The organism is Cyclobacterium sp. (genome assembly GCF_014762705.1).
Lineage (GTDB): Bacteria > Bacteroidota > Bacteroidia > Cytophagales > Cyclobacteriaceae > Cyclobacterium.
Genome location: NZ_JABURL010000036.1, coordinates 23937 through 47700 on the forward strand (window position 1 = coordinate 23937; position 23764 = coordinate 47700).

23 protein-coding genes are annotated in these 23764 nt (G+C 42.4%); 5 read left to right on the plus strand and 18 right to left on the minus strand.

What is annotated here, in order from left to right; all coding sequences use genetic code 11:
• Positions 1–89 precede the first annotated feature (89 nt).
• On the plus strand, positions 90–821 hold the full coding sequence (locus HUJ21_RS06660; protein WP_291368164.1) for an SIMPL domain-containing protein: 732 nt from the start codon (positions 90–92) through the stop codon (positions 819–821).
• 2 nt (positions 822–823) lie between these two features.
• Positions 824–997: a DUF5522 domain-containing protein gene (locus tag HUJ21_RS06665; RefSeq protein ID WP_291368165.1), complete on the plus strand. Its 174-nt coding sequence runs from the start codon at positions 824–826 to the stop codon at positions 995–997.
• A 6-nt stretch (positions 998–1003) separates the two neighbouring features.
• On the opposite strand, the gene HUJ21_RS06670 is transcribed toward HUJ21_RS06665, so the two are convergent.
• Positions 1004–1888, minus strand: a complete 885-nt coding sequence (locus tag HUJ21_RS06670; RefSeq protein ID WP_291368166.1) for an oxygenase MpaB family protein — start codon at positions 1886–1888, stop codon at positions 1004–1006.
• A gap of 102 nt (positions 1889–1990) precedes the next feature.
• On the opposite strand from HUJ21_RS06670, the gene HUJ21_RS06675 reads away from it, so the two are divergent.
• Positions 1991–2860: a ChaN family lipoprotein gene (locus tag HUJ21_RS06675; RefSeq protein ID WP_291368167.1), complete on the plus strand. Its 870-nt coding sequence runs from the start codon at positions 1991–1993 to the stop codon at positions 2858–2860.
• A gap of 24 nt (positions 2861–2884) precedes the next feature.
• Here HUJ21_RS06675 and HUJ21_RS06680 read toward each other — a convergent pair whose 3' ends face one another.
• Positions 2885–3277: a hypothetical protein gene (locus tag HUJ21_RS06680; RefSeq protein ID WP_291368168.1), complete on the minus strand. Its 393-nt coding sequence runs from the start codon at positions 3275–3277 to the stop codon at positions 2885–2887.
• Between the two features lie 266 nt (positions 3278–3543).
• Between HUJ21_RS06680 and HUJ21_RS06685 the strand changes: the two genes are divergently transcribed.
• Both HUJ21_RS06685 and HUJ21_RS06690 read left to right on the plus strand, forming a co-directional pair.
• Positions 3544–3978, plus strand: a complete 435-nt coding sequence (locus tag HUJ21_RS06685) for a nucleotidyltransferase substrate binding protein (protein WP_291368169.1) — start codon at positions 3544–3546, stop codon at positions 3976–3978.
• On the plus strand, positions 3975–4334 hold the full coding sequence (locus HUJ21_RS06690) for a nucleotidyltransferase domain-containing protein (RefSeq protein ID WP_291368170.1): 360 nt from the start codon (positions 3975–3977) through the stop codon (positions 4332–4334). Before HUJ21_RS06685 ends, HUJ21_RS06690 begins: the two co-directional genes overlap by 4 nt.
• 29 nt (positions 4335–4363) lie before the next feature.
• Here the strand turns inward: HUJ21_RS06690 and HUJ21_RS06695 are convergent, their stop codons facing one another.
• The 16 genes from HUJ21_RS06695 to HUJ21_RS06770 all read right to left on the minus strand — a co-directional run bounded on the left by HUJ21_RS06695 (position 4364) and on the right by HUJ21_RS06770 (position 23670).
• Positions 4364–5356: an aldo/keto reductase gene (locus tag HUJ21_RS06695; protein WP_291368171.1), complete on the minus strand. Its 993-nt coding sequence runs from the start codon at positions 5354–5356 to the stop codon at positions 4364–4366.
• Positions 5357–5428: 72 nt separating this feature from the next.
• Positions 5429–5662: an ATP-binding protein gene (locus HUJ21_RS06700; RefSeq protein WP_291368172.1), complete on the minus strand. Its 234-nt coding sequence runs from the start codon at positions 5660–5662 to the stop codon at positions 5429–5431.
• A gap of 175 nt (positions 5663–5837) precedes the next feature.
• Entirely contained in the window at positions 5838–7382 is a 1545-nt protein-coding gene (locus tag HUJ21_RS06705; RefSeq protein ID WP_291368173.1) for a SulP family inorganic anion transporter, read from the minus strand.
• A gap of 488 nt (positions 7383–7870) precedes the next feature.
• Positions 7871–9160: an MFS transporter gene (locus HUJ21_RS06710; protein ID WP_291368174.1), complete on the minus strand. Its 1290-nt coding sequence runs from the start codon at positions 9158–9160 to the stop codon at positions 7871–7873.
• Positions 9161–9244: 84 nt separating this feature from the next.
• Positions 9245–9889 (minus strand): GntR family transcriptional regulator, encoded by a 645-nt coding sequence (locus HUJ21_RS06715; RefSeq protein WP_291368175.1) that lies wholly within the window; start codon positions 9887–9889, stop codon positions 9245–9247.
• A 73-nt stretch (positions 9890–9962) separates the two neighbouring features.
• Positions 9963–11000: a Gfo/Idh/MocA family oxidoreductase gene (locus tag HUJ21_RS06720; protein ID WP_291368176.1), complete on the minus strand. Its 1038-nt coding sequence runs from the start codon at positions 10998–11000 to the stop codon at positions 9963–9965.
• The gene (locus tag HUJ21_RS06725) at positions 11000–12388 is read right to left on the minus strand and encodes a four-carbon acid sugar kinase family protein (RefSeq protein WP_291368177.1); all 1389 of its coding nucleotides are present in this window, start codon (positions 12386–12388) and stop codon (positions 11000–11002) included. Before HUJ21_RS06725 ends, HUJ21_RS06720 begins: the two co-directional genes overlap by 1 nt.
• A 3-nt stretch (positions 12389–12391) precedes the next feature.
• Complete coding sequence (locus HUJ21_RS06730) at positions 12392–13036, minus strand: cyclase family protein (RefSeq protein ID WP_291368178.1); 645 nt, start codon at positions 13034–13036, stop codon at positions 12392–12394.
• Positions 13037–13038: 2 nt separating this feature from the next.
• Positions 13039–14097, minus strand: coding sequence for an isocitrate/isopropylmalate family dehydrogenase (locus tag HUJ21_RS06735; RefSeq protein ID WP_291368179.1), 1059 nt, complete (start codon positions 14095–14097; stop codon positions 13039–13041).
• A gap of 153 nt (positions 14098–14250) precedes the next feature.
• Positions 14251–15354, minus strand: a complete 1104-nt coding sequence (locus tag HUJ21_RS06740) for a hypothetical protein (RefSeq protein WP_291368180.1) — start codon at positions 15352–15354, stop codon at positions 14251–14253.
• A 98-nt stretch (positions 15355–15452) separates the two neighbouring features.
• Positions 15453–17426 (minus strand): DUF5060 domain-containing protein, encoded by a 1974-nt coding sequence (locus HUJ21_RS06745; protein ID WP_291368181.1) that lies wholly within the window; start codon positions 17424–17426, stop codon positions 15453–15455.
• A 163-nt stretch (positions 17427–17589) separates the two neighbouring features.
• Positions 17590–19890 carry a DUF6797 domain-containing protein gene (locus tag HUJ21_RS06750; RefSeq protein ID WP_291368182.1) on the minus strand — a complete coding sequence of 767 codons (2301 nt, stop codon included), beginning with the start codon at positions 19888–19890 and terminating at the stop codon, positions 17590–17592.
• A 189-nt stretch (positions 19891–20079) separates the two neighbouring features.
• Complete coding sequence (locus tag HUJ21_RS06755; RefSeq protein WP_291368183.1) at positions 20080–20601, minus strand: plastocyanin/azurin family copper-binding protein; 522 nt, start codon at positions 20599–20601, stop codon at positions 20080–20082.
• 676 nt (positions 20602–21277) lie between these two features.
• Positions 21278–21970: an SGNH/GDSL hydrolase family protein gene (locus HUJ21_RS06760; RefSeq protein WP_291368184.1), complete on the minus strand. Its 693-nt coding sequence runs from the start codon at positions 21968–21970 to the stop codon at positions 21278–21280.
• A 3-nt stretch (positions 21971–21973) separates the two neighbouring features.
• Positions 21974–22906, minus strand: a complete 933-nt coding sequence (locus HUJ21_RS06765; protein WP_291368185.1) for a patatin-like phospholipase family protein — start codon at positions 22904–22906, stop codon at positions 21974–21976.
• Positions 22907–22926: 20 nt separating this feature from the next.
• Positions 22927–23670 carry a DUF6503 family protein gene (locus tag HUJ21_RS06770; protein WP_291368186.1) on the minus strand — a complete coding sequence of 248 codons (744 nt, stop codon included), beginning with the start codon at positions 23668–23670 and terminating at the stop codon, positions 22927–22929.
• Between the last annotated feature and the right edge of the window lie 94 nt (positions 23671–23764).

Here is a 23764-nt window from a genome sequence, read left to right on the forward strand (position 1 = left end):
TTCCCAACTCCCTCAGAGAGATTTAATTCCGTGGAAAAATTCCAAATACGTTAGTTTTTATCGAAATTTACAAAAAACTACTTTTACAAATGAAAGAACACCTTACCGCTATCATCTTTGCCCTGGCCATTCTGGGATCTGCAATTGTTTTGGGCAATGCTTACTGGAAAAGAAGCCTTGAAGAGACCAAAATTTCCGTCACCGGACTGGGTGAGACGGATTTTATTTCTGACCTCATTGTATGGGAGGGCCTTTTCGAAAAGCAAGCTAATTCTTTAGGAGAAGCCTATTCGGGTTTGGAACAGGACAGAAAAGCCGTTACGGAATACCTCAATTCCAAAGGGATCGCATCTGAAGAAATCGTATTCAGTGCCGTACAGACCCGGCAAAATACTCGGGCAGAGTACAACAATGAGGGAAGGTATATGGGGGAAACATTTCTGGGGTATATATTAAGCCAAAATATTAGCATAGAATCCAAAGAGGTAGAAAAGGTGGAGAAAATGGCCCGTGAAATCACCGAATTGCTCAATAAGGAGATACAATTTTATTCCCAGGCCCCCCGGTATTATTTTACCCAATTGGCGGACCTGAAAATTGAATTGATTTCAAAGGCGACTGAAGATGCCCGGTTAAGGGCTGAAAAAATCGCTGAAAATTCCGGCACCACACTGGGAGGTCTTATCACTGCCAATATGGGAATTTTTCAGATTACGGGACAAAATTCTGGAGAAGATTATTCCTGGGGAGGCACTTTTAATACTTCTTCAAAAGCTAAAACTGCCTCCATTACCATGAAACTGGACTACCGTATCAAATAGCGATGGGCAGCAAAAACCGTATTCCACCAGCTCATTTACTACAGGAAGGTATTCACTATTATTATGAGGGTCCTTTTATGGTTTTTACAAGGGATTACCACTTGCTCAGGGGCTATTGCTGCAACAATGCCTGCAGGCACTGTCCATACCGGGAAATAAAGAAAGAAAAAGAATAATAGGAATTATTTGGAGGAATTAAAAGTTCCTAAATCTGGTATTTGGTATCCTTTCGGATAGGTGTCCCGTTTTCTTTGGGTTCCTAAGCGCGGTACTTTCCTTTCCGGCATTATGCTTAAACCAAAAGCCCTGATTTTCAATCCTGTCCTTACCAGGAGTTGTAATGCTCTTGGTGGATCAGGGAAGCCCATGGCTTTCCTGAGCGGCGCATCCATGAGACAGAATGCGACATGCCTTCCTGCCCCAAATAACCACTGCGGAAGGTAAAAGCCCAATAACAAATCCAGTGTTTTTTGCCCCAGCAGCCTATTATCCGCGTGAAATATAAAATGTTCCTTTTCGTAAGACAAGTTAAAAGATTCAAATTCGGAAAGGGTCTCAGGAACGTCCGTTATCCCCATATGCCTGGCCAACTCCCTGTAGTTGACAAAAATTGCCTCTTTTTCCTTCGAGGTAAATGGTCTCCAACCCCAATTATCCATCCACCGTATGGGTTCAAAAATAAAAGTAGACAATACATAGAGGTAGTCCTGATTGGGAATATGAAAACGGCCATGCATGGCATTCATGCGCCCAATGGCAGCTTTGCCCCTATCGCTGTCCTTTCCATTTTCCAAAATCTCGTACAAGATCAATTCGGTATCATCATAGCGTTTACGGGTCCTTTTTGTAAATTCACCGGTTGCAACCAGTAGCCTTGAAACAGAAGGCACAGCAAAAGTCCTGAAGAGGGCAAATTCCAGGGCTTTTTCCATATCCCAGGGAAAACAGTGAAAAGATAGCAAAAAGGCTATTTTTTCATGGTCCCTTTCAGGATGCAGTTGCTTTATTTGCCTGCTAAAAGGTTTGTTGCTCATAAGATATATCCATATGGCTGCTAATTTAGTCAAGTGGGTTTATGATTTAAAACTTTATTCCTTTAAAAAGGTCCGGGCTTTGTCATTTTACATAACAAAATGCTTAATTTTCAAACATTAACAGGGGTACATGAGATGAAAAAATCAATTATTATCCTGCTCACTTTTGTCTTCCCTTCTCTCAATTTTGCACAGGAAAACAACAATTATCCCTGGAAAATAATTGAAACATCTTCCGGAGAAACTACTGATATTCCAGCAATCCTGAAAGCGATAAATGAGGTTCAGCTTGTGGTTTTTGGAGAGGAACACGATGACAGCATTGCCCATGTGGTGCAGGAAAGGCTTTACAGGGGAATGATCGAAAAATACGGAAATGCAACCCTTAGTCTGGAAATGTTTGAAAGAGATGTACAGCTCATCATGGATGAATACCTTTCCGGGCTGATATCAGAAGACAAGCTGATTGAAGAGGGCCGGGCATGGAGCAATTATTCAGATTATGCCCCCCTGCTGTACCTTGCTAAGGAGGAAGGGCAGGCAGTCGTGGCTTCCAATGTGCCAGGAAGGTATGCCAATATGGTTAGCAGGAAAGGATTGGGCACCCTGGAACTATTGAGCCGAAAAGCAGCAGATTATTACTCGGCTTTTAGTCTTCCCAAAGAAGATGATCCCTATTTAAAGAAATTCAATGATGCCATGGGTAGCCATGGTCAGCATATGGGACCCCAATATTTTCATGCCCAACTGCTCAGGGATGCTACCATGGCGACAAGCATCCTTCAATCCTGGCGCAAAAACCGAAGAATTAAAATCCTGCACCTTACCGGCAGATTCCATAGTGATGAGGGGTTAGGAACGGTCAATGAATTAAAACGAAGAAAAAAAAATCTGAGAATTATAACCATATCTTCCTTCCCTTCGCCAGATTTCCAGAACCCGGATTTCAAAGCGATTCAATCCCTGGCAGATTACATAATCCTGACAAAGCCACAGAAAAAATAACAAAATAAAACATGAAATTGCTTATCATTTTCCTATTATTTCATTGAACACCATGTCTATTTTAATGGTATCCCTTGGGTATTCCAAAACCAATGACTTCTCTTTTGAAACCAAAATAGGCGTTTTTAAAGCGGATTTTTCTTTGACAAGTAATGTCAACAGATCTGTTTCCTCTATTTCTTTTCCCTGGATGTTTTCCTTGAAATATTGAGAACCCTTATCAAAGAGATCAATGATGTTTTTGTTTAGTTTCTTTGCCAACTCTAAAACCTGAGTTGGGGTCATGTCATTTTTGGAAATATCCAATTCATTGATCACATGCTTGTGAAGCGTCAAAACGTAGGCATAGGCTTCCCTGTCTTCCAATTTATTGCTGTTGTAAAGAAATTTGATTTCGTTTTTTCCCAATTCAAACATGATTTTTATAAGTTTAGAAATTTAAAAAATGGAATCAATTCCTCCAATTTCTACCATAAATGATGCCAGTATTTACTTGCATCGGTACTTTAATGAAACTTATAATTTCTACTGAAATTAGACATGATCCAAGCGATCGATTTGCAGACGAATGGAAAACTCAAGGATTTCTATCTTTTTTTGAAGGAAATTTTCCAACGATAATAAAAGTTTGAAAAAATTTACTTTGATGCTTGTAACTCCTTATATTTATTAAAAACTAACTAATGACTGAAGGTATTCGTTGGGAGCAAAGATTTTCAAATTATGATAAGGCATTAAACAAACCGTCCCAAGCTGTGACTCAGGCAGGGGATAAGGGACTTTCAGAATTGGAGGTTGAAGGATTGATCCAACGATTTGAATACACTTATGAGTTAGCTTGGAAAACGCTTCAGGATTTTATCAAGCAGCAAGGCTATACGGAAATAAACGGTCCTGGTCAGGTTTTAAATCAAGCGTTTGAAATGGGTCTGATTAACAATCCACAAAGCTGGAGAAGATTGAAAAAAAGCAGGGAGCTGACATCTCATACTTACGACAGTAAAACTGCCAAAATCATTGCAGATGCTATCATCAAAGAATATTATGGTCTGTTTACGTTTCTTTGGGAGAAACTAGACAAGCTTAAAAGCGGAAAGACAGGAAATTTATTCTCATGAAAACAGGAATACCAGGAGAAGTATGGAATGAAATCTCTGACGTTTTCGAAAATTTTTCTAAAATAACTCAGGTAATCCTATTTGGGTCACGAGCAATGGGAAATTTTAGGGAAGGTTCGGATATTGATCTGGCAGTAAAAGGGGAAAATTTAGCCCTAAATGATTTATTGGATATCGAAGCTGCCCTGGAGGACTTGCAATTGCTTTACAATTTTGATTTGGTCAACTTTCTTCAAATCACCAATACAGCACTTAAAGACCACATTAATAGGGTGGGAAAGGTTGTTTACACCAAGAAAATACCGAACTCGGAATCATCTCCCCCTTCAATCTCAAAACATTACAACAATAAATAGGAAAAACCTCAGCACAATTAAAGGACCCCTCATAACACCCTGCTCTCCGTCTGCCAAAGATCTGCATTGGGCCCGAGTTCTTTCTTAAGCGGATCGGTGATTTTATTGAGTCTGCTGACCATATCCGGAGTAAGCCTGACCTTCATAGTACCCATATTTTTCTTTACCTGGTCCGCATTTCTGCCACCCACAATGGTAGCTGCCACACCCTGCTGCTCTAGTAACCAGGCCAGGCTGAGGTTGCCCATAGGGACATTCAGCTCCTCAGCAAAAGCCTTGATTTGTCCGATAACTTCAAAAGTTAATGCCTCGCAACCCTTGTCCTGATGTCTGGATTGGGATCTTTCTTTGGAAAAATGCCTGGTCCTGGCCCTGTCATCAGGCACTTCATTTTCAGAGGAAAATTTTCCGGTAAGAAGTCCCTGCATGATGGGGGAATAGCAAAGTACCGGCACCTCATCTTCAATGCATTTGGGTAAAATACTATACTCTATAGCCCTGAAAAGCAGGTTATAGGCCATCTGATTACTACTGATAGGATATATCGATTGTTTACAGGTTTCCAGGCTTTTCACACCAAAGTTAGATACCCCATAGGCCCTGATTTTACCCTGTTCCCGGAGTTGCTGCAGTGCCCCCAACGTGTCCTCAAGGGGAACCTCCGGATTGGGCCAGTGCAACTGATACAGGTCTATATAATCCGTTTGGAGATTTTTCAATCCTCTTTCGCAGGCCCGGATAAGGTCTTGCGGCAAAAAATCTCCGGGACCCACTTTGGAAGCGATTTCTATCTGCTTTCTTTCGGCACCCAAGGCTTCTGCCAGCAGGTTTTCAGATGCCCCGGCACCATACGCTTCGGCCGTATCAAAGGTAGTGATTCCCTGGTCAAAAGCTTCTTTTAAAGCAGCGAGGGAATCTCTTTTATCCTGGGGGCCCCAGTTGAAGCCCCCAACGACGGCCCAGCAGCCAAAAATCAATCGGGAAATTTCCAACGAACTGTGGGGCAATACATACTTTTCCATGGTTATATCAGGTTATTTTATCAGTCAAAAAAAAGAATTTTGCTGCCAAAATCAAACCAAAAAGCCAAAAAATCAAACCGGCAACCGCACTTCAAACCTGGCATATTCCCCTAATTTAGAATCAATTTTCAGAGAACCACCCATATTATCAACCAGGTGTTTGACCAGTGAAATATTTGTACCGGCCACTTTCCCTGCCAATTTGGTCAGGTCTTTCAGGCTGTTCTCCAACTCACTGTTATCCAGGTCGTAATCGGCCAACTGCAATAGCCTGTCGAATTCATCCTCAGGGATGGGGATTTCCATAAAAATAGCTGTTTATTTTTCTGGAAAAGTAATCCGAAATATCACCATATCCAAAAATGGATGAATAATTAAACCTTGTATTCGTTAAATAAGGAAACCCAAAAATTTCCCTTTTGCAAGGAGTGATGAATAAATTAAATGTATTCTTAGGGAAGTACTTATACCAATACCAAAATCAATTCTTCTCCAGTACAACCTTATAACTTGGATCGTCATCCGCATAATTGACATTGATGATTTTTTTTGCGTTTTCAAGCAAAATTTTGCTGCTATTGGTCAGGTGTCGGATATACACGGTCTTCCCAAGTTTATCATAACGCTCTGTAACCTTGTTAATAGCCTCTATTCCGGAATGGTCTACTACCCTGCTTTCTCTGAAGTCAATAATAATCTCATCCGGATCATTGATGGGGTCAAATTTTTCGCTGAAGGTGGTAGCTGAAGCAAAAAACAAAGGACCATACATCTCATAATGTTTTACCCCGTTTTCATCAATCCTTTTCCTTGCCCGAATCCTTTTTGAATTTTCCCAGGAATAAACCAAAGCAGAAACGATGACCCCAACCAGCACTGCGAGCGCAAGATTATGCAATATTACCGTGATCAGGGTGACCAGCACCATAACGAGCATATCGGGTCTTGGTACTTTCCCAAATACTTTCAAAGAGGCCCATTCAAATGTACTGATGGCCACCATAAACATCAATCCCACCAAAGCGGCCATGGGTACCATCTCTATGTATTCGGAAAAAAAGAGGATAAACAACAATAAGGTTACTGCGGCCAACCCGCTCGAAATCCTGCTTCTCCCCCCGGCGTTTACATTGATCAGACTTTGTCCCAGCATGGCACAGCCTCCCATACCGCCAAAGAATCCGGTCGCAACATTACCGATGCCCTGGGCTATACATTCTTTGTTGCCATGGCCCCGGGTCTCTGTTATCTCATCAATTAAAGTGAGGGAAAGCAGGGATTCAATCAACCCTACTCCGGCCATGATGGCAGAGTAGGGAAATATAATCAGTAAAGTCTCCCAGGTAAAAGGAATCATTGGGATATGGAACTGCGGCAAGCTTCCTTTGATGGAGGCAATATCGCCTACGGTCTTTGTATCTACTCCGCCAAAAATAACAATGACCGAGATTACCAAAATTGCCGTAAGGGATGATGGTACAGCTTTGGTCAGCTTTGGCAAAAACTTGATGATGAACATGGTCAGCAATACCAGTCCAAGCATTACATACAACTTGCTTCCACTGATCCATACCAGTGTTCCCGATGCATTGATTTCCTTAAACTGACTGAATTGGGACATGAATATGATAATGGCAAGACCATTAACAAATCCAAATATCACAGGGTGAGGCACCAGGCGAATGAGCTTGCCCAGTTTGAGCAAACCCACCACTATCTGGATCAAACCCATCAAAACGGCAGCCGCAAAAAGATACTCTACCCCATGATTAATTACCAAAGCCACAACAATCACTGCAACTGCACCAGTAGCGCCTGAAATCATGCCCGGCCTGCCCCCTAAAATTGATGTAACAAGACCAATTATAAAAGCAGTATACAAGCCTACCAGAGGACTAACGCCCGCAATGATTGAAAACGCAACCGCTTCTGGCACCAAGGCCAGTGCAACGGTCAATCCGGATAATACTTCATCTTTTAAATTGTATTGCTTGGGCCGAAATAAACGGTAAAACATTTGCGTCATAAGCTACGCTGATTTTTTGGTGAATAAATCGTAAATAAGGGGAAAGATCGTAAAAGGATATCTCGGGCGATAAAATAAAAAACGCAGCAAATTACCTTTGGTTAAGGCGGAGTGGGTCTGTATTTTTCTAAACTGTAACCTTTCATTTTGCTCTGCAAAAGTAAAAACAATTTATAGCGATACAAAATTTTACCTAAAACAAAAATTAACCTATAAACAAAACTTTATTCTAAATAAACCACTATTTATCTGATTTTTAGCAAAGTACGCTTATTTTTAGTAGAACTATTTAGAATTAGATGCCAGGATATATTTTTATTAAATTGAAATTAACATTTAATCATCATTGAATTAACTCAAAAATCGAATTAAATGCTATCCGGCTTAAATGTTTGTAAACAATCCATCTGTTCTACATTGGAACCCGCCAGACAAGCCTCGCCATGAAAATGCCTGCTTTAGCAGTAATTTCCTTTAAAACCTTGGTGTCAATTGCTTCTTAAAGGCTTAAAAACTATGGTTTTATCAGGATTAATCTTCAACCACATGAAAATGGCCATGATGTTTAACAGGGCTCCAATGATAAAAAATGGAGTTACGGATCCGGTCCAATCCCTAAGATAGGGAAAGGCCAATGCGGTGATAAAAGAACCAATATTACCAGCCATGTTCATGGTGCCAGAAACGGCCCCGGAATGTGATTTTCCAATATCATTGCATAAGGTCCAGGATGGACTGATGGTCATGTCTGCTCCAAAAATAGCAACGGACAAAAAGAAGATAGAAGACATGATGTTGCCGGAATACAAGCTGGCCAACAGCCCAAATGCAGCCAGACCGAATCCTATAACTGCCGGGATGGTTCTGGACCATTTAAACCGGCCACTTTTGTAAATGCTGTCTACCAGCCATCCGGAAAACATGTTGCCAAAAGCTCCTGCCACCAGGGGCAAAGAAGAATAGAGGCCGGCCTCGATATTGTCCAGCATAAATTGATTCTTGACATGAGGAAACAACCAGGTAAGGCAAAAGAAAAACGTGAAATTACTGGCAAAATATTGTCCCATGGCCAGCCGCAAATTCCTGGACCTGACCAGGGATAGGACTGAGAATGCGGAAATTTCTTCCTTTTGCTGCCTGGACCCCTCCAGTACAATTTCCTCCTTTTCATATTCAGATACCATGGGATGGTCTTCGGGATTGTCCCTGAACAGAAAATACCAGGCAAGTGCCCATACTATGCCCAGAAGCCCCAGCGTAAAAAAAGTGTTCCTCCATCCGAGCGAATCAATAACAATGGCTATCAAAGGCAGAGCAAATGCAGCACCAAACCTTCCCCCGGAAAAATTGATCCCATTGACAATGCCCCTTTCGCTGATAGGTATCCAATGATAAACCGCCTTGGATATGCCGGGATAAGCTCCGGCCTCCCCTACACCAAAGAAAAACCGGATAAAAAACAAGCTGATAAAATTAGTGACTGCACCCGTCAATGCGGTAAAAAGAGACCATAAACTAACCACAGCAGCCAATGCCCTCCTGGGACCAAATCTGTCGGATAAAATGCCCAAAGGGGTTTGAAAAAGAGCGTATCCCATTGCAAACATGGACAATACCCAACCAAATTGTTTATCACTTAATTGCAAATCAGCTGTGATGGGTTCTTTGGCCACCGAGATGCCAATCCGGTCAACGTAGACCAACATGGATAACAGAAATGTTCCCCCCACCATAAAATACCTGCTTGGGATGATTGGTTTTTGTTTTAGATTGCTCACTTTGATTTTGGGTTTTTTGTTAAATGACTGTACTGCGTTTAAATAGCAGCACGTAGCATCCTGATATTTTTAATGGTTAGTCCCTCATTTTTGCAACTCCTCCTTCAATTTTTTTTCAATGACTTCTTTTGATTTTATCAGATGGGATTTCATGGCCTTTTCCGCTGCTTCGGGATTCCTATCCAAAATAGCAGCTACAATATCCAAATGGTCCTGTAGGGTATGTTCAGGGGGGCGTATCAGGCCTATCCTTTCAATATAGGTAATGAGGTTGCCTTGCTTGAACAGTTTGTACAAGTACCTGTTCCGGCACTTTTCGACAATGAAATCATGAAACTGGGTATCGGTCTTTTTGTAACTTTCATATTCTCCCTCTTTGCTGTTTTCATAGGGTTGAAAAAAATGTCTGAGCTTTTGGGCATCGGCAGGGGTAATGTTTTTTGCCAGAATGCCGGCAGCCGTGGATTCCAATGCGATCCTGCAATCAAAAATTTCGAGTATTTCTTTGTTGTCTATGGTTTTGACTTTAAATCCAGTCTTATTTTTGGGTTCAATGAGGTTTTCGGATTCAAGCATGTGCAGGGCGACGCGAAGCGGTGTCCTACTGATGCCCATTTGCGCAGCCAGTTTTTCCTGAATAATTTTCTGACCGGGAGCCAGCTTCCCGTTTATAATCATTTTTCGAAGCTCCCGGTAGGCTTGAATGCCCAATTCATCGTTTTTCAGCATTTTCTTAAGGTTTTGATAAGCTATAAATGTTTTTAGTATACAGTATACAAAATACTAAAATAGGCATTTATGCTCATTTTATCTGGCTTACCGGAAAATTAGTTTTTGTACGGTTTGACTGGTAGATGGCTTCAACCACCTTCAGGGTTTTGAGATAATCCTCAATTCCCGTTTCAAAGGGTGTATTGTTAATAATTCCATTGATAAAATGTTCCTGACAGGAATACACACTGTCTCCGGAAAATCCAGTCTCAGTAGGCTTAAAAGAGAGTTTATGCACCTGCAGTCCCAGAGGTTTGATGGATATTTCACCATTGGGGTGCAGGATGATGCTTCCCTGATCCCCTTCCACCAGCATTTCTCCAAAGGTAAATCTGGCATTATCGTGTAAGGGCTCATTGTATCGGTTGGCATCAAAAAGGGCTGTGCAACCTGATTTAAAACGGAAAAAAACCATTCCGGTATCTTCTCCCTGAATGATGGGATTGAGGGTTTTCAGGTTGGCGAAAACCTCGCTCACTTCTCCTTCAAGAAAACGAAAGGTATCCACAAAATGTACCCCTGTCTCATGAATCAGTAACCTGGGCATGGTCCTGAAATAGGGTTGCCTGTCCAGATAGGCATTTTCCCCCCAGCCATCTCCAAGCCTCATTTTGAAGGTATACTGAAATATTTTTTTTCCAATTTTTCCTTCATCGATCAGAGATTTGATTTCCCGGTACCAGGGCTGAAACCGCCAGTTTTCATGTACCATAAAGCGGACTTCTGCATTCTTTACCAGATTCCTGATTTCCCTGGCTTCTTTGTAGGTATCTGCCAGGGGTTTTTGGCATATGATGTGAATTCCTTTGGATAACGCAATTTCAATGATGGCTTTATGAGTCACCGGAGGGGTTACAATGTCGATAAAATCTGGCTTTTCCTTGTCCAGCATGGTTTCCAAATCAGCATAAACCCCCGGAATCTTGAAGTTTTTTGCATATAACCTGGCCTTTTGAATGTCCTTGTCACATATTGCCATTAGTTCAACCTTCTCCATTCTGGACCAGGCATCTCCATGAAACTGACTGAAATATCCAGCACCAACAATCACCCCTTTCAATTTTTTCATTAGTTTGAAGCGTTAACGGTGAACAAATCAAAGACGGTGGCAAGACTATCGGCATCTCCTACGTTACCGGGGTAAACCACATAAGGCATTCCGGGAAACCTGGTTTCATCTCCCATCTCCCACACAGGCACTCCCGGAATAATTTGCCCCAGGACTCTGGCTTTTTTCATCTTCAATCCCTTCACAGCAATATCGTTGGAGGTAATGCCTCCTTTGGCTATAAAGAATGCAGGTTGGGTTTTAATTTTTTTAACCAAACTGACCAAAAATCCAGTCACCTTTTCCCCAATGGCCAGACTTTCTTCCGGGCTACCTCCCGAAATCAGATTCCGGGAAGTGTACACCACGGCATGTATTCCGGAAGCCATACTACTTTCAATATTTTCCAGCATTTCTATCAGAAAGCTATCATTTGAAATTTCAGCATCAATAATTTTCTGCACCGAGAGGGGAATGGCTTTAATCCCTTCTTTTTCCAAGAGCTGTTCAAGCTGAGAGGTAGATTTTTTCACATAGGAACCAACAATGACCAAACCGCCCAAAGGGGAAGACGAAACTTTATTTTGAGGTATCCAGGTCAAAGGTCCCATGCCCGAAAAGGCGGAAACAAATGAAGCGGCCGTCCTAAAATTAAACCCCTTGCCTTTTTTTATCAATCTGTGAAGAACCAGGCACGTTTTTTCCAATTCTTTATAGGTAGTATTATTGACCACCATCACATCTTGCGCACTTAGCGCACTCAATCTTTCAAAAATCACCTCTTCCCCCAAGGCTATGTCTTTTATCGACAGGGATTTTACCGCTTCACGTTTAATGCTACCAGCTGTTTTTTCTTCCACCCATTTGGTCAGATCTGAATGGGTATAACCGAAACTTTTATCCCTGGCGAAAACTGTTTCTGAAACGGGTATCTTTCTACCCCCTTCCATGATGTAGTGGACATTGTCCTCGGTGATCCTTCCCCCTTCAAAAAAAGCCGGGATCAGCAGGGTGGGTAAATTGCCCAATCCTGCGCCATGGCTCAAAGCCTCCACTTCAGATGGGTAATAACCTCTGAGGGTGGAATCACTCCTGCTAATAACCATAAAGCGACGGCCCGTTTTCTCAGCAGCGTTCAGCAGGTTTTGCCCGATTTCCCTGGCCCTTTCAGTGGCCTTAGCTTTGGGAAGGCTCCTGGTATTGGCCAGAACAAAAAACAATGGCGTTTTATTGGTAAATTCATCGATAAAAGCAACTTCTGTCCAATGACCCAGCACCGGCACATCATGCGCCGTTTGTGTACCTGTAGGGTCGTCATCCACGATTACCAATGTTAAATGCTGCTCATAAAACAGCTTCCTTATCTCCTTTTCATAAGGTCTGTCCAGGGGATTCTTGCTATCCGTCATGCGTTATGCTTTTTTCAATGGTCTTGCCAAAACCCTGGCTGGAGCACCATCTCCACCCCCAATTTTCAGCGGCAATGCCATTAATTCCACTTTTTTTGTTTTAATTTCTTCTAAATTGCAAATCCCTTCCACTATAATGACCTGGCCAGAAAACAGGATGCGGTGGATCAGGGTCACCTCCTCCAAATCATTGACATTGGCTACAGAGGGCGGTTCTACGGCCAATATGTTAAGGCCCTTGTCCACCAGCCATCGGGCCAGGTTTTCGCTGATCCGGGGCAACTGATCCCTGTATTTTTGGGGATCGGAAATTGAAAATTTACTCCAACCGGTTTTAATGATTAAACCCTCGCCCTTAAACCAATCATCCTTTAAATTGCCCAAATCATGGACATCAATTTGGTAGGAAGGCTGTATCCCTGTCAAATCCAATATGGCGGCCTTACAAATAAATCTGCTCAAAGGCATTAAGTCAATGGTTGGACCTTCTACCCCAAAATGTATTGGAGCATCCATATGGGTCCCGGAATGACTATACATGTCAATACTAACCGCATTCCAACCGTCCTTCTCAAGATTTTTGGCTTCCCGGATCTGAACCCCGGGCATGGAGGCATCAATGGTCTGTGTAAGGTCTATCCAATCCATGTTTATGCATTCAGTGCTTTAATCACTCCAGCAGCAAAGTCCTCCGTCCTGGCAGTACCTCCAAGATCTATTGTTTTAACTCCCTGCTGAAATACAGTTTCAATAGCATCCACTATTTGGCCTGCTGCCGCTGTTTCACCAAGGTGTTCCAGCAAGATGGCTCCTGACCAAATGGTACCCACCGGGTTGGCAATCCCTTTTCCTGCAATATCCGGCGCAGAGCCATGAATGGGCTCAAACATGGAGGGATATTCCTTTTCCGGATTGATATTGCCACTGCCGCCCAAACCGAGACTTCCCATTATTCCGCCTCCCAGGTCACTCAGTATGTCTCCAAACAGGTTGGTGGTGAGGATGACATCAAAATATTCAGGGTGAAGGATAAAATTGGCACTGGCGTTATCGATATACATTTTTTCCAATTTTACATCCGGGTATTGCTCTCCTACCTCGCTGATCACCGAATCCCAATATTTCAGGCTATGTATCAATGTATTTGATTTGGTGACATTGGTGACCTTTTTTCTTCTTTTTTGGGCCAGTTTGAATGCAAAATGGGCTACCCGCTCAATTCCCTTACGGGTAAAGATACTGGTATCCGTAGCCAGCCCTTCGGGGCTTTCAGGTCTAAAAAAGGCTCCTGACTGTACAAATTCCCCCTCGTTGTTTTCCCTGATGACGACAAAATCAATCTCTTTGGAAGTTTTGTTTCTCAACGGACTCTCCAATCCTTTAAAAAGTTTGACCGGCCTGAAGTTTACATATTGTTGAAATGCTGTCCTCACTTTAAAGGTGTACAACTTTGCCGGCAAAGTATCATCCACCTCTGTAAGGCCGACGGCCCCAAAAAAAACAGCGTCGAATGCTTTTAGGGTGTCCAGACCATCCTCCGGCATAAATGCACCTTCTTTGAGATGCCTTCCTGCGCCCCAGTCATAAAATGTGTAATCCAGTTTAAAATCAAATTTTTTGGCAGCAGCCTCCAAAACCTTAAGTGCTGCCGGAATAATCTCATGGCCAATGCCATCACCCGGGACTATTGCTAATCGATACGTTTTCATAAAATGAATTTATTGTATTACTGATTTAATTCTTTTTTTAATTACCATTTTGGATTATAAACCCTATATGGTTTTTCCACCTCCCCCGTGCAAAACCAAAGCCATCACCCTCGGGCAACTTTCCATTGGCATGGGGATGGAACTCCACCTGGATCAATATTTAACACCTGTTATTTCTTTTACCAGATCAAAAAAACCTTGTTTACGCTCGGAATTGATGCCCCAGTCCACAGGCACACTTTGGTATCCTTCTACATAAGGTTCCCCATCCCTTCGGTAGTCGAAAAACCCCCAGGAAACATAGTTTTCCACTGCAACGGTGAAATTATTCCTGTCTTTGTCAAAATCATAATGATCGTCTTCATTGATCACCACAGGCATGGGCCGGTAACCTTCCACGTTCCTTGTATTCTTTATAAGGGTTTCCATTTTTTCCGTGGTATTAACTCCATTCCCATGGATCAAAATATAGTCTGAGGACTTGACAACATTGGGTTTAGGCACAGTATTTCCTCCATAACTGGTACTTACAAGAAGCCGATACCCATTGCTCTCCATGGTTTTTACCAGTTCAATGAGCTCATGTACCCTGTCCGGCATGAGAATTTCGTGCACATATGCTTTGACATTGCACTCATTGTTAACCTCTATCAACACGTTTCTGTATCCCTCCTTTAAAACCCAGTTTACCGTATTTTTTACCGCATTGATCACTGCTTGTTCATTTTCAAGATTTTGGTCCTGCCCAAAATAGTAAATACCCAACATGACCACCATTTCCAGGTCATCGGCTTTGTCCAGGACGCGCTTTAACCGGTCCATATAGGCCGGTCTCAATTCACCGTCCGGATGGAAAGGTGAATTGTACCATTCCTTATTGCCATAACCGGTAGGACTTCCCCCTTGCATATTGATGGTAAATGCATTCATTCCATATGATTTCCACTCGTCCATGGCAGAAACGAACTCGGCCGTATTTCTATCCGGGTCCCATTCTCCTGTATCCGGATAACCAAAAAGTTTTCTGGTTTCCGGATTCAGGTCATCAAAAATCCCCTGCACCATGCGGGAATTCATCAGTAGCCCCTCTATTTTGTTGCCTTTCCAGGTCCGGCCTTCGTAGGTAGGCTTTCCATTCACGTAAAAGGCCTCTCCCTTTATCGTAACAACCGTATTTTGTGCGATGGATTGTGTGGCCAAAAACCCAGTCAAACAGGTGATAATTAGCGTCAGTGTGAAATAATGTGGTGTTTTCATAATATTTAATTTAAAGGGATAAGGAACTTCAATAGCATTATTTTTACGTATTCCCTTTGCTATCAGGGATTTTTATGAAATTTTACAATTCCAATTCTTTACTTTTTTCGTACCAAAATCACCCAATCTTCCTTCACGTCTTCTGGCGGCATGCCCAGGTTTACCCATCCGGGACCGGTGACCTCCCTGACATTGCCTCCCTGTATCCTTGGCTTTTTGATATTAGGCAGTGCTGAAAGCACCGAAGCCGGTTCACGGGAATAGGTTTCTTCGATTATCATTTCCTTTCCTTTTTGAAGTTCACCCCCTGTTCTGGGATTGTACCAGTCCACCGTATAGGTACCGTCACTGCCCTGCAGGTTAAGTGATGCCCCTCCTCCTGCGGGGAGATAAATGACATACAGTTCACCATTGTCGGTGAACACGAAATCTTTTTCACTGCGGGTCAGACCGTTGGCGTTTTCCATCTCCCAAAAGGGAATATTGTTGTTTTTGTAAAAATTCATGGCATGACGGGTATAGTCCCACAGGGCATCCCTGCTCCGCCAATCTTCCATATTCAGGTCATTTTGTTCTTCGGAATAACCAAAATACCATTCCACCCCATCTCCTCCGGCAGCGATGGTGGCCCAATAAGTGGCTCTGGCCTCATCTTGATTATAGTTATCATCATAGTCATCTGTAGTCACACCAAGACCTCCGGTACCGGCTTCATCCATAGACACATTCCACTTTCTTCCTGCACGACGGGAGGCATTGACCCAATAAGAAATCACATCAAAATTATGCCAGGGACGCATGCTATTGGTCTGGATGGAGGGGCCTTCAAAATATTCAAATCCTAATAATGGAGTATAGGCCTGTTGATATTGGCCTGGGAAAGTATGTGTAACTACAGGGTGATCGTAGGGGTCCAGGCTATGAATATACTGGGCATCTGACTTGGCATTCAACTGATCCGGGTCATTCAATTCTTCCCAAAGATCGTGTTCCTCTCCCAGGTTCCAGTTTAGGGCATGATGGTGGGAAAATCTGGCAATCAGTTCCCGGTAATAAAGTTTTCTCTCAGGTCCCAATTTCCCGCCATTTAGCAACTGGTCATTTTCATTTTCATGGGTTTTAAAATGAAGGAACATGCCCAAGTGATCTCCATGGGTAAAGACCATTTCCCATTGGGCCAACTTCGAGACATCATAGCGGTCCACCTCCTGATGATTGATCCAGGGCCAAATATTTTTACCATCTCCCCCTGCCGATAAAGTCAAAAATGAAAAAGCATTCATCCCTTTGGCATGCAGGTAATTCAGGGCACCAATAAGCCCCTTCCCCTTGTTGTCTTTCCATGTTGGATCTCCCGCTTTCCAATCCTGAATATGTGCTTCATACTTTTTCAATGGAGTGGCTCCACGGCCATCTTTATGCTGAGTACTTCCCCAAATCAAATTGTTGCCATAGTCTTTTGTAAGCCCGGAATGGGTATAAGTGCCATCAAAATCCGCATACCCCAATAACGTTTCCGGAGCATCGGCTCCGCCTTTCATAAACCATTCCCCATTATCAAACCTCAGATAATGCTCACCAACGTACCTAAGCATTCCTTTTGCCCTGTGGTCTGCCCCGCTTTTGTCCGTGTCGGAAATAGAGATTGTTCCACTTGCTCCATTAAAAGAAACGGGTTCTCCCGCACTGGAACTGGTACTCACTGCAATATTTTCTCCCATTCTGAAGGATGCCGTGTAAGTCCATTGACCGGTTTTAGGTGGGGTAAAATGCACTCTCCATTTGTTTCCGGAAGTAGCACTTGTTTCTGCGGCATTTCCGTCTGCGGCAAAGTACCCCGGTACGACCAAAGCATCCTTTCCATCTTCATGCCTGAAGGTAACAGTTAACCTGTAGCCACTGAAGGGATTGTATTCATCGGTTTCGCTGGCCTCCGGTCCATCGAAAGTGAGTGTGACCGGGTGCCATTTTTTTAACTCTCCATCTACAGCAACATTTGACTGTGCAAATAGTACATTGGTACTGGTCAAAAGTGTAAGTATTAAAATTATTACCAATGTTAATTTCTTCATGGTTTTTGGGTTTATGTTATTTCATCTGTTTAATTTTCGATTTTCAAAGGTCAGACGGAACCTCCCCATGATAATCATCCCCCTTTGTGAGGCTTTTATCTTACCAGGTTTCATGAATCAAGGAATAAAAGGGTCAAAATTGTTGAATTAGTGCCTCTTTAACCTATTTTTCAAATCCCTCAGCAGGTACCTTGTGAATGGTTTTGTGAATCATGTGATTTAACTCCTCCCCATTTGCAGTAGTAATCTGATAGCTTATAGACATGACCAATCCCAATGAAGCCTCAATCATATCGGGCAAGGCATCAAGTGTACCTAGCGAGGTATTTACTGCCCCCGGTTTCAAAGCGGGGATTTCAATAAATACTGATTTCCCATCATCGGATAAGCGAACAACTTCAACTTGTACCTGGTCGGGTTTGGTTTCTCCGGGATTGTCTACAGAATATTGCTTTCCCCGCGTACCATATTGACTTGTCCAGGGATAGGTCCATTTTTGCAATTGGTAATTCCCGGTATTTGTTGCTTCCTGAGGATCCAGGCTTTGGGCAAAGTGCAGTTCAATCCCTCCTGCTTTAGTATGAACAGCTATAGGAACATTCAAGGGTTGTCCTGTATACCTTACCCGATGAAAAGAGCCCCAATCTTCTCCTATCGACTGCCAGCTGGTCATTCCAGCTAAATACAGGTGCCCATCTTCGTGAAAGCGGCCACGTTCGAGGCCGGACTTAAATAGTAGCGGTAGGTTTAAATGGGCCCCCTGCCACACACCATCCACCTCTTCCTTTAGAATCAGGGAGAGGTTTCCACGACCATAGGAAGCCAATAAGAGGTCATCGCTGAGTTCTTCCGGCCATTTGTCGCTTGTGATAAACATGGGTTTTGCTGGAGAATTGTCCATATAATGGGGCGTCCAAACAACAGGGGGCTCAAAGGAATCAGGAGTTTCAGTCTGATGGGCGGATGGTACAAATCCGTGGAAGCCCCCTTGTTTAATCCGGTGCACCTTGCTTGTAGGTACCCAATTGCCTTCATTATCTGCGTAAATCAGCTCACCATCAGGGCCCACATCCATTCCATTGGGATTACGAAGTCCTCTTGCAATATTTTCCAGTTGCTCTCCATCCGGAGATAATTTAAAAAGCACGCCGTGATGGGGCGTTATTTCTGCATTTTTAGCGGGTCCTTCTCCCCTGAGGAAGGGTGGCCAGGGAGTTGATTTGGCAAAATAAAAATTTCCTTCAGCGTCCGTTTCCAAATTCAAGGTAAAAGCATGAAAATTGGTGGAAGCCATGAGCTCATTATTAAAATTCTCATAATAATCTGCAAACCCATCATCATTTACATCATGAAGCCTGGTAATTTGATCACGACCGGTCACGTAAATCTGCCCATCCACAACCTTTACCCCGCTGGGCTGAAACAAGCCAGTCGCAAACCGATGCCATGCTAATGTGCCTAACTCTTCTTTTATTCCGTCAACCAACCATACATCTCCACTCAGTGAAACCACTACGGCACGCCCATCCGAAAGAAAATCTACGTCCATCAACCGGATAAAAGATTTCCAGGGATTATCTGACGGAATGGTGAGCTGATCTACCCTAAATGGTCCTTTCTCCTCTCCCATCATTGCTTCCGTTTGTACGGGTTCCCACTGATCAGGCCCAGGGGATTGAAAATCGGACAAATCGGGAACATTACCGACCTGATCCAGAAAGGAGGCCATATAAGTCGATCCCTGGCCGGAAAGTACCGGGCCGATTGCAAGCTTGAATTTTACGGCTTGTTGTAACACTGGAAGATCCAAAATAAGGTGACGATTGGCTACCCTCCATGTTGGTTTAACCTCAAAAACTCCTTGCAAACCTACGACACGGGTATTGTTGCCTACCTTTAAGCTGATATGTTCCTTTGAATCAGCAACCGAAACGATCTCCATTGCTGCATTTTCCGGTACCTGCAGTACCCGCAAGGAAAGCGTTTCCTCAGTAGGACTCAAATTAAGGGTCCTGGTAAATACAGGATGACCATCAACCAACTCGAAACCAGGTAATTCCAGTACATCGCTATTATCAATGGAATAGGAAAAAAGAACCTTATCGCCATTGATATAAAGCCCCTTGTAATGCCCTTGCTTTTTTGGAATTGGTCCATAAGGCCAGGTCCTGGGGTCATCAAAATCTCCATCAAGTGACCATCCCGGGGTTTTGCTGGTTTCGAAATGAGTGATCCCATCAGGACTGGGCCAATCCTCCAATCCATCACGTCCTAAATACCAATGCAGAAACCCACCCGTCCAGGCACTGGCAACCCGCAATAAATCCGTATCAAAAGTCATCACTGCCTGAGGATCGGTGCCCACCTTGACTGCGATTCCTTTGTTCACGAAAATGCTACTTGTCGTGAGTGGATCATGGGCAATTGTAGTGGTTACAAATGGCCCATGGTCCATTGGATTCATATTGTCTGAAGGTTGAAACTGGGCTTGAAGGGGTATAGCTATGCAAAAGCCTGTAATTACAAACAAGGCTGGGATTAAACGTAGTTGAACTATTGAATTTTTCATTTGGCCTGTGGAGATCTTTTTCTAACAATCAAAATAGTTTTAATTCTTCATCTATTCGATATAAACTATACCTATACCAGCTATTTATTCTGTTGAAATCAACCGGCCTTGCATTTGCGTCCAATGGGCCGAATAGGTACAGATGTAGGGATAGATACCAGGTGGCGGCACCTTGAAAGAAAACGATACCGTATCACCTGCATGAGCCAAGGCACTGTAAGCGATAATGCGATCCATTTCTTTTTCCGGAATCCAGTCATTCGTAATAGCCTGCAAAGCGGCAACCCCTACCGGACGGATGTCCTCCTCCCCTTTGACCAATACAATATTGTGGTTCATATCACTTTCATTGATATATTGAATGCGTAAGATATCACCGGCTTTAGCTTTGATCTCCGGCACCGAATAACTCAGGTCAATCCCTTCAGTTTTGATTTCTACCACCGTGGTATCAGCATTCGACTTGTAATATCCCTGGATCTTGGTTGATTCGCTTTCCATTGTTGAACTAAAAACACTACTCATAACAGGGATACCTCCTTTAGGTGGAATTAAAAAAGAGGAAACGACGAATAGGACCAGACATGCTGTAGCAATACTTTTCATAGAATAAAATGTGTTAATAAATGAATTTTGTGAGTTTCCATAACCTTTGTGATGCTAAGATTCCTATATGTTGAAAGATCAGACCTTGCCCCAACTGGAATTTTTAATGCACAAATTCTATATCCATATTTGTAATTTACCATTTGGGATAGGATTGTTTCCATATCCCGAATTAAACCTGCCAAGAACAGTTCTTCCTTGTTTCAGGCACAATTTCTATTGTCCTGAATTTTACTGATAAATTGATCAACCAAAAATTAAGCTTTTGGTTAGCCAGAAAATCCACTACAGTGCTTTGTCGAGGGATATTTCCCGATCTATGAACGTCTTAAGTTAATTCTTTGGTTCTTTTTGATCCCATCTGATCAACTGTAATTGTCACTACCTTCATCTGAATTATCCCAGTCCTATCCTTTGATTAAGAATGCTGGAAACCGTAAATTTTTCTGAATACTGTATACATTTTCAAAAGTAAATCTATGTAATATTTTGGGAAGAAGTAATTTTACAATGAATAAATTTAATGGCTAGGGAGGACCTAGTTGGGTAATGGATGTGCAAATCAATTAATATTAGGTTAAAAATATATACCTAAATAAAAAACAATATATTATTTATTAAAATAATAAAAAATATATTGTTTGATTCGAAAACTTTTTATTTAAAAAAAGCAAATTTATAATAATTGAATAAAGTAAAAGTTTAAAAATCCCGCAATAAAAGCTGCCTGCCTGGCCCTGGTTTCTTCATTGAAATGGACATGGTCTATGTACAGGTTTTCACCCAGGTTCAGGGTAAAACGGTGCAAGTCAATCATCGGAACATCTCTGGAAGAAAAAACTTCATCAGCTACTGCATTGTAAATGGCAAGGTCTGCTGCGTACCTGTAAAAGGATCTTTGATTGGCATTGTGTTGTTCATCATCCACGGGAGTAGTGCGGATCCAAACCATAGGAATGCCTCTTTCCTCCAGCAAGCCGTGAATATCCTCCAGATTTTTCCGGTATTGATCCAAATTGACTTGCCGTTCTCCTGTATTGACACCGGTTTTGATATCATGTAGTCCGCAATTGATCAGCATCAAATCCGGACTGAAAGCAGGGTCCTTTAATTTCTGTCTGAGATAATTCAATACCATTCCGGAATCTCCTCCGTTGGCGCCGGCTGGATTGTCCAGATTGGTTGAATTAATTCCATCATCTCTCTTGCGGTCATAAACCCAGCTTCCTTTCAGGTATTGCTCCAGGTAGGGGCCGTATTGCATGGAGATGCTATCCCCGATAACAAATACTTTTGGTAATACCGGATCAATCATACCGGTTAACAAAAAAACAATAAATAAAAACCCGGAAAGTTTTATGCTTCTCATACATCATTTGTTTTCTTCCAACATCCCGACTTCTATGCATTTACACACCGGGTTCTGTTCCTTTGCAAATCTTTTTCCCTGCCTCCACCATTTTTTCATTTGATAGGGATCAAAGATCAGGCTGTTTTCTGTCAATACCGCAGGAGGATAATAAAAATTAAGGGTTACTCTTTTCCTTTTGCTCAGTAATTCCCCGATTTTAATATCATCACTTGAAATTTGATCCAACATGAAATCGAATGCCCTCGTGGTCAATTCCAGGGCATTCCTTACAGGACGTTTCATTTCCCTGCCCGCCCTGGCTTTTAATACAATCACATCTATTTCGGTAGCGCCGCGATAAATGGCCTCTGATATAGGTACCAGATCGGCAAAACCACCATCCGCATACTCACAGCCATCTTTCTCCATCAAACTCATAAATGGTATCATGTTGGAAGAAGCCCAAATCCATTCGCAAAAATCATGGTATTCACAATCTTTTAAGCGCTTGTACTCTACAGTATTGTTACTTAGGTTGGAAACAGTGATATAAATTTCTGCCGTATTTTGCTGCATTCTCTCAAAATCTCCAGGGGTAATGATTTTTTTGATGAGCTTAAAAAGAGCTTTGCTTTCTCCAAAGGTCTTTTTGCCCTTCAAAAACATTTTTATGGTACTAAAGTGGTTGATCCTGGTTTTGAATACCCCGTTTTTTTTGGAGATGATAAAGGGATTGGTACTGAATATACAATCCTGGGTCACAGAGGTATAAATGGCTTTTATTTTTTCAATTTCATCTATGGAAAGTAAGGGTACCAACAAACTTCCGGTAGAGGTTCCCACGAAAATGTCATATTTATAATTGCAATCCCGAATAAGGTATTCCGCAATTCCACCCCCAAAGGCCCCTTTGCTCCCTCCTCCTGAAATAACCAACGCTCTCTTATGTTGCATTTTTAATCGCTAGGTATATTTTATTGAATCAATTCAACTTCAACATTCTCCAGGAGGATTTTAGACAAGAGTTCAAGCTCTCCGGATTCGAATAATTCCTGAATGGATTCCACCGGCAAACGCTCATCCTCGGGTTTGTAATTTTCATAATCCTGCAGCAGGATGCCCGAAACATCATGGGTATTGATCGCTTTTCTAAACCTGATACCACCTCCATCTGTGTGGTAGGTGTAAGCCAGATAATCCATTTTGTAGTCCTGCTTGTTGATCCAATACAAAAATTCATCCTCATGATCTTCTCCCCCACCCTCTTGTCTGAATGTCACTTTAATCAGGTGGTAATCTTTGCCCTCAAGTTTGGTTTCACCCAAATATTGCTTCATCACGGCTGCATCATTGAGCCCATAAGGCAGGTAGGCGAAATAAGCCACTGAATTCACCGAGTTGGAATAAGCGTTTTCGTCCTTTTCTGTCAGTACTACAGGATTGCCATTGACCTTCCTTTCAAAACCATCATTGTCCAATACATCCTCAACCTTCCCAGATTCATCTGAAAAAGACCTGACATACCTGAATCGATTCGGAGATTTGAATATCTCGTAATGCCTGTCCCTGAAATCAAAGCTGATTTTAGCATTTTGAAACAATTCCCCTCCATGCGCGGCAATGGATTGGTCAATGATTTTTTGGGCTTCATTATTTGAGCTACAGGCGCAAAGACAAAAAATGGTCCCTAGCAGTAACAAGTATTTAACCTCTTTCATGTATTTATTATCATTTTTTTGTGGTCAGTTCGGTTCTTTGATGTTTAAAATCATCTCTGTCCTGTGTTTAATGAAGATTTTAATCGTGTCGATT